Annotated in this window: 7 protein-coding genes; 6 read left to right on the forward strand and 1 reads right to left on the reverse strand. The window is 75.0% G+C overall.

The features are described 5' to 3' along the window. The first annotated feature begins 6 nt into the window (after positions 1 to 6). From ACSNOK_RS10770 to ACSNOK_RS10780, 3 genes are all read left to right on the forward strand, one after another. Positions 7 to 1,554 (forward strand): flavin-containing monooxygenase, encoded by a 1,548-nt coding sequence (locus ACSNOK_RS10770; protein ID WP_436780386.1) that lies wholly within the window; start codon positions 7 to 9, stop codon positions 1,552 to 1,554. Positions 1,555 to 1,604: 50 nt separating this feature from the next. Continuing rightward, complete coding sequence (locus tag ACSNOK_RS10775) at positions 1,605 to 2,081, forward strand: DUF2834 domain-containing protein (protein ID WP_436780387.1); 477 nt, start codon at positions 1,605 to 1,607, stop codon at positions 2,079 to 2,081. A gap of 75 nt (positions 2,082 to 2,156) precedes the next feature. After that, on the forward strand, positions 2,157 to 3,350 hold the full coding sequence (locus ACSNOK_RS10780; RefSeq protein ID WP_436780388.1) for a 3-hydroxybenzoate 6-monooxygenase: 1,194 nt from the start codon (positions 2,157 to 2,159) through the stop codon (positions 3,348 to 3,350). Positions 3,351 to 3,375: 25 nt separating this feature from the next. Here ACSNOK_RS10780 and ACSNOK_RS10785 read toward each other — a convergent pair whose 3' ends face one another. Continuing rightward, a complete protein-coding gene (locus ACSNOK_RS10785) occupies positions 3,376 to 4,170 on the reverse strand; it encodes an FCD domain-containing protein (protein ID WP_436780389.1) in 795 nt (264 codons plus the stop codon). Positions 4,171 to 4,741: 571 nt separating this feature from the next. Between ACSNOK_RS10785 and ACSNOK_RS10790 the strand changes: the two genes are divergently transcribed. The 3 genes from ACSNOK_RS10790 to ACSNOK_RS10800 form a co-directional block, all read left to right on the forward strand. Continuing rightward, positions 4,742 to 5,965, forward strand: coding sequence for an acyl-CoA dehydrogenase family protein (locus ACSNOK_RS10790; RefSeq protein ID WP_436780390.1), 1,224 nt, complete (start codon positions 4,742 to 4,744; stop codon positions 5,963 to 5,965). 136 nt (positions 5,966 to 6,101) lie between these two features. Further along, positions 6,102 to 6,296, forward strand: coding sequence for a hypothetical protein (locus ACSNOK_RS10795; protein ID WP_436780391.1), 195 nt, complete (start codon positions 6,102 to 6,104; stop codon positions 6,294 to 6,296). Between the two features lie 564 nt (positions 6,297 to 6,860). Beyond that, positions 6,861 to 7,095 (forward strand): hypothetical protein (locus ACSNOK_RS10800; RefSeq protein WP_436780392.1); only part of this gene is annotated, 235 nt, incomplete at its 3' end.

A 7,095-nucleotide genomic window follows, 5' to 3' on the forward strand; every position in this document is an offset into this window, starting at 1 on the left:
GGAGCGATGGCCCCCGGCCCCGAGATCCCCGACCACGAGGTACCCGAGACCCCCGACCACGAGGTACCCGAGACCCCCGACCACGAGGTGATCGTCATCGGCGCCGGCTTCTCCGGCATCGGAACCGCCCTCGGCCTCCGCAAGGCCGGCATCGACGACTTCCTGGTCCTGGAGGAGCGTGACGACATCGGAGGCAGCTGGCACGCCAACACCTACCCGGGCATCGCCGTCGACATCTCGGCGTTCTCCTACTCCTTCGCCTCCGACCCCTACCCCTCCTGGTCCCGGGTCTTCCCCGAGGGGAAGGAGCTGAAGGCCTACGCGGACCACTGCGTCGACACCCACGGCCTCCGGCCGCACATCCGCTGCCACTCCCGGGTCGTGCGCGCGGAATACCGGGAGGCGGCGCACTACTGGAGGGTGTTCCTGGCCGATGGCACCTGCCTGTCGGCGCGGTTCGTCGTCTGCGCCACCGGCTGGCTGACCAAGCCGAAGACGCCCGCCCTCCCCGGCCTCGACCGGTTCAAGGGCGACCTGGTGCACACCGCGGAATGGGACCCCGGGCTCGCGCTGGACGGCCGGCGGGTGGCCGTGGTCGGCACCGGCGCGTCCGGCGTCCAGGTGGTCCCCGAGATCGCGCCCCGCGTCGAGCGGCTCCACGTCTACCAGCGCACGCCCATCTGGCTGCTGCCCAAACCGGACTTCGCGATCCCCGAGGCGCTCCGCCGGATCTTCGCCAGGGCCCCCGTGACACAGCGGGCGATCCGGCTGCTCACCGACGCGGCGACGGAGGTCGGCTTCGTCATCGCCATGATCCACTACCGTCGCTTCCCGTTCCTCGTCCGGGCCGGCGAGGCCGCGTCCCGGTTCTATCTGCGCCGCCAGGTCGGCGGCGACCGCGACCTCATGCGCAGGCTCACCCCGGCCTACCGCGTCGGCTGCAAACGGCCCTCCCTGGCCAAGGGGTACTGGCGGTCCTTCACCCGGGACAACGTCGAGCTGGTCACCGAACCGATCGCGGAGGTCACCGAGACGGGGATCCGCACGGCGGACGGCGACGAGCGGACGTTCGACGTACTGATCCTGGCCACGGGCTTCCACGTGCTCGACAACCTCCCGCCGTTCCCGGTGCACGGCCAGGGCGGCCGGGACCTCGGCGAATTCTGGCGGAGCGAGCGCTTCCAGTCCTACGAGGGGACCTCCGTCAAGGGATACCCCAACCTGTGGTTCATCGTCGGGCCCTACTCCTTCACCGGCGGCTCGTGGTTCGGGATGATCGACTACCAGGTGACCCACGCCCTCCGCGTCATCACCGAGGCCCGGCGGCGGTGCGCGACGGAAGCGGTCGTCCGCCCCGAGAAGCACGACCGCTCCTTCGCGAAGACCCTGCGCCGGCAGCGGAACACCGTATTCCTCGACCCCAGTTGCAAGGGATCGAACACCTACTACCTCGACGAACGCGGGGACGCGCCGGCCGTCCGCCCCGCCTCCACCTTCGAAGCGGCGTGGCGCGCCCGCCACTTCGACCTGGACGACTACCGGTACGGACGATGACCCCGCGGCCCGGAGGCCACCCCACCACCAGTGCCAGGAGGACGAAGGCGATGCGTTTGCGCGAGGTACGGGGGCGGGACCGCGCCCTGTGCGTGCTGTACGGGACCACGGCCCTCGTCGGCTGCTGCGTCATGGGCGCGATGGCCGTCGCCTTCGTCGTCGGGCACGCGGACTCCGGACCGACGGGGGTCGTCACCGACTTCCTCCGGGACGCCACCGCGAACCTGGCGTCCCGGTTCGTCTACGCCGACCTCGTCCTGACCTGGGCGGCCCTCGGCGCCTACATGATCGTCGAAGGGCGGCGCTTCGGGATCCGGCACGTCTGGGCGTACATCGTCGGGGCCCCGCTCCTCGCCCTGATCGCGAGCTACGGCCTGTTCATGCTCGTCCGCCAGCTGCGGATCGCGGCCGCGGGCGACGCGGAGGATCCGGCCGCCGGCGGCCTGCCCGCGGACGACCCGGGCGCCGACGCCGCGGGCGCCGACGACCCGGGCGTACGGCGCACGGCGACCGGGACGGTCCGATGAGCCGCGCCGCCTCCCGCCGGGGGCGTAACGCGAAGAGCACGAGGGACGCGTGGGACGCGAGAAAAACGGGGGACCATGGCACACGCAGTCATAGCGGGCGGCGGCATCGGCGGCCTCGCCACCGCGATTTCCCTGGCACGGCAGGGACACCGCGTGACCGTCCTCGAACGCCGCCCGGCCTTCACCGAGATGGGCGCCGGGATCCAGCTCGGCCCGAACGCGTTCCACGCCCTCGCCCTGCTGGGCGTGAGCGAACGGGTGCGGCGGCGCGCGGTGTTCGTCGACGCCCTGCGCCTCATGGACGGCGTCACGGGTGAGGCGATCGTCACCCTGCCCCTCACCGGCCGCTACCGCGCGCGGTTCGGAAACCCGTACGCCGTGGTCCAGCGCGTCGACCTCTACGAGCCGCTGCTCGCCGCGTGCCGCGCCGCCGGCGGCGTCGAGCCGGTGGCGGGCGCCGATGTCCGCGCGTACACGCAGGACGCGTCGGGCGTCACGGTGACGACGGCGGACGGCCGGACGTTCACCGGGGACCTGCTCGTCGGGGCCGACGGCATCCGGTCGGCCGTCCGCGCCCGGCTGGTGGGCGACGGCCCGCCCCGGGTCTCCGGCCACACCATCCACCGCTCGGTCATCCCCATCGAAAAGGTGCCGGAGGACCTGCGGTGGAACGCCGTGACCCTGTGGGCGGGGCCCAAGCGGCACTTCGTCCACTACGTCATCGGCAACGGCCGCTACCTCAACCTCGCCGCGACGCTCGACGACGGCGCCCGCGAACCGGTCGCCGGCCGCCCCACGGCCCGGGAGGCCGTCCTGCGCCGCTTCCGGGACCTGGCGCCCACCGCCCGGCGCCTGCTCGAACTGGGCGAGGACTGGCGCGAATGGGTCCTCTGCGACCGCGACCCCGTGGACGTCTGGACCGACGGGCGGGTGACGCTGATGGGCGACGCCGCCCACGCCATGCTCCAGTACGCCGCCCAAGGAGCGTGCCAGGCGCTGGAGGACGCGGTGGTGCTCGGGGAGGCGCTCGCGGGCGCCACCGCCGACGACGTGCCGCGGCGTCTTGAGTGGTACAACGCCGAACGCCGCGAACGGACCGCGCGCGTCCAGTTGTTGGCCCGGTGGATGGGCGAGGAGCTCTACCACCCCGCCGGCGCGGAGGCCTCGGCCCGCAACGCGGCGCTGCGCTCGCTCGGCGAGGACGACCTGTACGAGCACGTCACCTGGCTGCACGGCGCCCGGGACTTGGCCCTGCCGCGCGCCGGCTGAACCCGGCCCGGGGGAGCGGCGCGGCTCAGCCTCCCGCGGCCCGCTCCCCGGGCGCTCCGCCGCCGCGGCCGTCGTCGCTGCCGTCGCCGTCGGCGGTGGACAGCCGCAGGGCCAGGTCGTGGTCGCGGGCGTCGAGGGCGTCCACGAGGGCGGCCCGGCGCTCGTACCGGGCGCGCAGCGCCCCCGGATCGGCGTCGGCCTCGGCCTCGGCGCGTTCGGCCAGTGGCAGCAGGCCGGCGTAGAGCGACCGCAGGAGGCCGCCGGGGCCGAGCGCGGCCAAGCGGGCGCGCAACCGCCGGTCGGCCAGGGCGAAGGCGGCCGGATCGGCGGCGTCCGCCGCCTCGGCCAGTGGCGCCAGACACCGCCGCAGTCCGGCGATGTCGGCGGGCGAGGCGTGCCACAGGGCGTCCTCGACGAGCAGGGGGTCGAGGGCGTCGCGCACCCGGCGGGCGTCGCCCGGCCGCTGCCCGTCCAGGGCCTCGGCCCAGGCGTCCCGCCGCCGCGGGGGCGGCTGGGCGGCGAAGAGGCCCCCGCCGGGGCCCGGGCGTACGGTGACCAGGCCGCGGGTCTGCAGCAGGCGCAACGCCTCGTTGAAGGTGCCGACGGATACGCCGCACTCGGCGCGCAGCTCCTCCTTGGTGCCGAGGCGGGCGCCCGGCCGGCTGCGCGCCACGCGCTCGGCGACCCGCTCGGCGGCGGTCTCCGCGCGGGAGGGCGGGGACGGGCGCTCCCAGTCGGCGCGGCGCAGGCCCGGGAGTTCGGTGCCGTCGCGGGCGTGGCGCTCGTCGTACCCGCCCGCACGGGGGTCGGTGGTTCCCATGGTGTCTCCTCGGCGCCCGGCTGTATTGATTATGACGAATAGCCTCCCACCCCTTGACGGCCGTCGTAAACCGCACGCATTATCACCATAATCATCATGATGATTCGGGGGGCGGGATGGACGGGCAGGGCCTCCGCGACCCGCCGTCCGGACCCTGCGCGCCGACGGCGACCGTGCCGGCCGCCGGGGAGGAAGGGATCCCCGGTGGGGGGGCGCGGTGAACGCCGCTGCCTCCTCTGACTCCTTCACCTCCAGCGCTTCTCCCGCCTCGCGTCCCCCGACGGCCCCGACGGCCTGGGCCGGTCCTCCGGCACGCCCCCGCGTATCCTCTCGACCGGATCATCGACCGGACCGGCCCGACGGTCGGGGGCCGGGCGGCGAACAGGACGGACGGGCCGGGGCCTTCGCCCGCCGTGCCCGGTCGCTCCGCCGCGTCAGGGATGTCCCGGCGCCCCACCCGTCCGTCGCCCTGCCCGTCGCTTCGTCCCCGACCGCCTCACCTCCGGCACCGCCTCCGCATCCGCGCGCACACCACCCCGCACCAGCCACCGCACCAGCCAGGAGAGACCTCATGACCACCACGCCCTCCCGAACCGTGCCGTCCCCCGCCGAAGCCGCCCCGGCGCCCTCCGGAGCCGAACTCCTCGCACGCGCCCAGGCATTGCGGCCCCTGCTGCGGCAGCAGGCCGACCGGATCGAGGCGGACCGGCGGCTGACCGACGAGGTGATCGACGAGCTGACGCGGGCGGAACTGTTCCGGCTCACCGTGCCCCGGCGCTTCGGCGGCCACGAGAGCGACGCCCGCACCCTCCTGGAGGTGACGGCCGCGCTGGCCGAGGGCGACGGCTCCACCGGCTGGGTGGTCGCCGTCGTCAACACCTGCAACTGGCTGGCCGCCCTCTTCCCGGAGCGGGCCCAGGACGAGGTGTTCGGCGCCGACCCCGACGCCCGGGTCACCGGCGTCTTCAGCCCCACCGCCACCACTCAGAGGGTCGAGGGCGGCTGGCGCGTGACCGGCCGCTGGTACTACAACTCCGGTGCCCCGCACTCCACCTGGGCCGCCGTCGGCATACCGCTCACCGACGCGGACGGCAAGGTGACCGACCAGGCCATGGCCCTGATACCGCGGACCGAACTGCGCTCGGAGGACACCTGGTTCGTCGCCGGGATGCGCGGTACCGCCAGCAACTGCCTGGTCGCCGAGGACGTCTTCGTCCCCGAGTACCGGACGATGTCCGTACCGGCCGCCATCGCGGGCGACATCCCCGCCGACCACGGCCCGACCGGGCTCTACCGCATGGCCTTCGCCCCGTTCGTGGCCGTCGGCCTGGTCGGCCCGCAGCTCGGCCTGGGCCGGGCCGCGCTGGAACTCGTCACCGCGAAAGCCGGGAGCAAGCCGATCGCCTACACCTACTACGAGACCCAGGCGGAGTCGGTCGGAGTGCAGACACGGGTCGCCGAGGCCGCGATGAGGATCGACACCGCCCATCTGCACGCGTTCCGTGCCGCCGCCGACCTCGACGCGGCGGCTGCCCGCGGCGCGGCCATGGACCTCCCGACCAGGGCCCGGGTGCGCGCCGACAGCGGGTACGCCGTCGACAACCTGCTGTCCGCCGTCAACACCCTGGTCGACGTACACGGCGCCGGGTCCTTCGCGGACGCCAACCCGCTCCAGCGGATCTGGCGCGACGCGAGCGTGGCCGGCCGGCACGCGGCGTCCGGGACGGCCGTCGGCATGGAGGTCTACGGAAAGGTGCTGCTCGGGATCGAGGAGCGGATCACCCCGTTCGTCTGACCCGCCGGGCCCGCCGGCTTCCCGGCCTCCGGAACCGGGAGCTGCGAAGCCCCCGGGCCCCTGGACCGGCTGCCGGAAGCCCCGCGCGGGCCCGGCGGACGGGCCGACGCGCCGCGTCCCGGGCGGTCCTGCCGACGTGAGAGCACTCGTCGCCGACCGCACCCTGAAGTCGTCCCACGAGCCGTCCGGTGACGGCCCCCGGCCGGGGGCCGTCACCGGACGGCTCGGCGAACCCGCCACGCCGCGGCCGACCACGTGCGCGCCGACGCCCTCGTCCGACCCCGACCCGAAACCGGGTGTCACCTCGAACGAGGACGACGGCGGCGCCTGACCCGCCGTCCGGGAGAAGCTCCCCGGCCATGACGAGGTTCGCGGCCTCCCTGGCCCTCCCCGGCCTGGCGCGGCCCGGCCCTCCCTGGCGCGGTCCGGGTCGGCCTCCCCGCCTCCCGGCCCTCCTCCGTCACCCAGCGGGCCCGCGCACGGACGGACGCCATGCCCGCGAGACCGACGCCGAGAGGCGCTCGGCGACCCGCGACCGCGTCGCCGGCGTGATGCGAGCGGGAAGCGTCTCGGATCCGCGAACGGGCGGGCCCATTCGGCGCCACCCACCGCGAGAACGAGGTGCCGGGCGCCCACCGCGGCTTCAGCGGGATCAGTGACGCTCTCGTCGGCATCGAGTACACCTCCTCCACACCCTGCCCGGCCGGGCCTGGGCCTCCTGGCACCCAGGCCCCGGGCCCCGCCCGACCTTCCCGGCCGGGCCCCGCGCCCGCCGGGTGGCCGCCCAGGACGGCCCGCGCCATGGCCGCCAACCCGCACCGCTCGGGCCTCGCCCGGGCCGGCCGGCCGGGACCCCGCGCCTGCCTCCTGGTGGCCGCCCAAGACGGCCCGCGCCATGGCCGCCGACCCGTATCGCACCGCGTCGTACGGGCGCCGCCCGGACTGCTCGGCTGGGACCCCGCGCTTGCCGGTGGTTGTCAAGACGTCCCGCGTCATGGTCGGCGACCCGTATCGCACCGCGTCGTACGGGCGCCGCCTGGGCCGCTCGGCTGGGACCCCGCGCTTGCCGGTGGTTGTCAAGACGTCCCGCGTCATGGTCGGCGACCCGTATCGCACCGCGTCGTACGGGC

Origin of the sequence: Streptomyces sp. URMC 126 (assembly GCF_051386555.1) — a bacterium.
In the GTDB taxonomy this organism is placed as follows: domain Bacteria; phylum Actinomycetota; class Actinomycetes; order Streptomycetales; family Streptomycetaceae; genus Streptomyces.

Excerpts from the sequence above, each read along its gene's own strand:
- ACSNOK_RS10770 (WP_436780386.1), top strand. The coding sequence starts at position 7 with ATGGCCCCCGGCCCCGAGATCCCCGACCACGAGGTACCCGAGACCCCC.
- ACSNOK_RS10775 (WP_436780387.1), top strand. The coding sequence starts at position 1,605 with ATGCGTTTGCGCGAGGTACGGGGGCGGGACCGCGCCCTGTGCGTGCTG.
- ACSNOK_RS10780 (WP_436780388.1), top strand. The coding sequence starts at position 2,157 with ATGGCACACGCAGTCATAGCGGGCGGCGGCATCGGCGGCCTCGCCACC.
- ACSNOK_RS10785 (WP_436780389.1), bottom strand. The coding sequence starts at position 4,170 with ATGGGAACCACCGACCCCCGTGCGGGCGGGTACGACGAGCGCCACGCC.
- ACSNOK_RS10790 (WP_436780390.1), top strand. The coding sequence starts at position 4,742 with ATGACCACCACGCCCTCCCGAACCGTGCCGTCCCCCGCCGAAGCCGCC.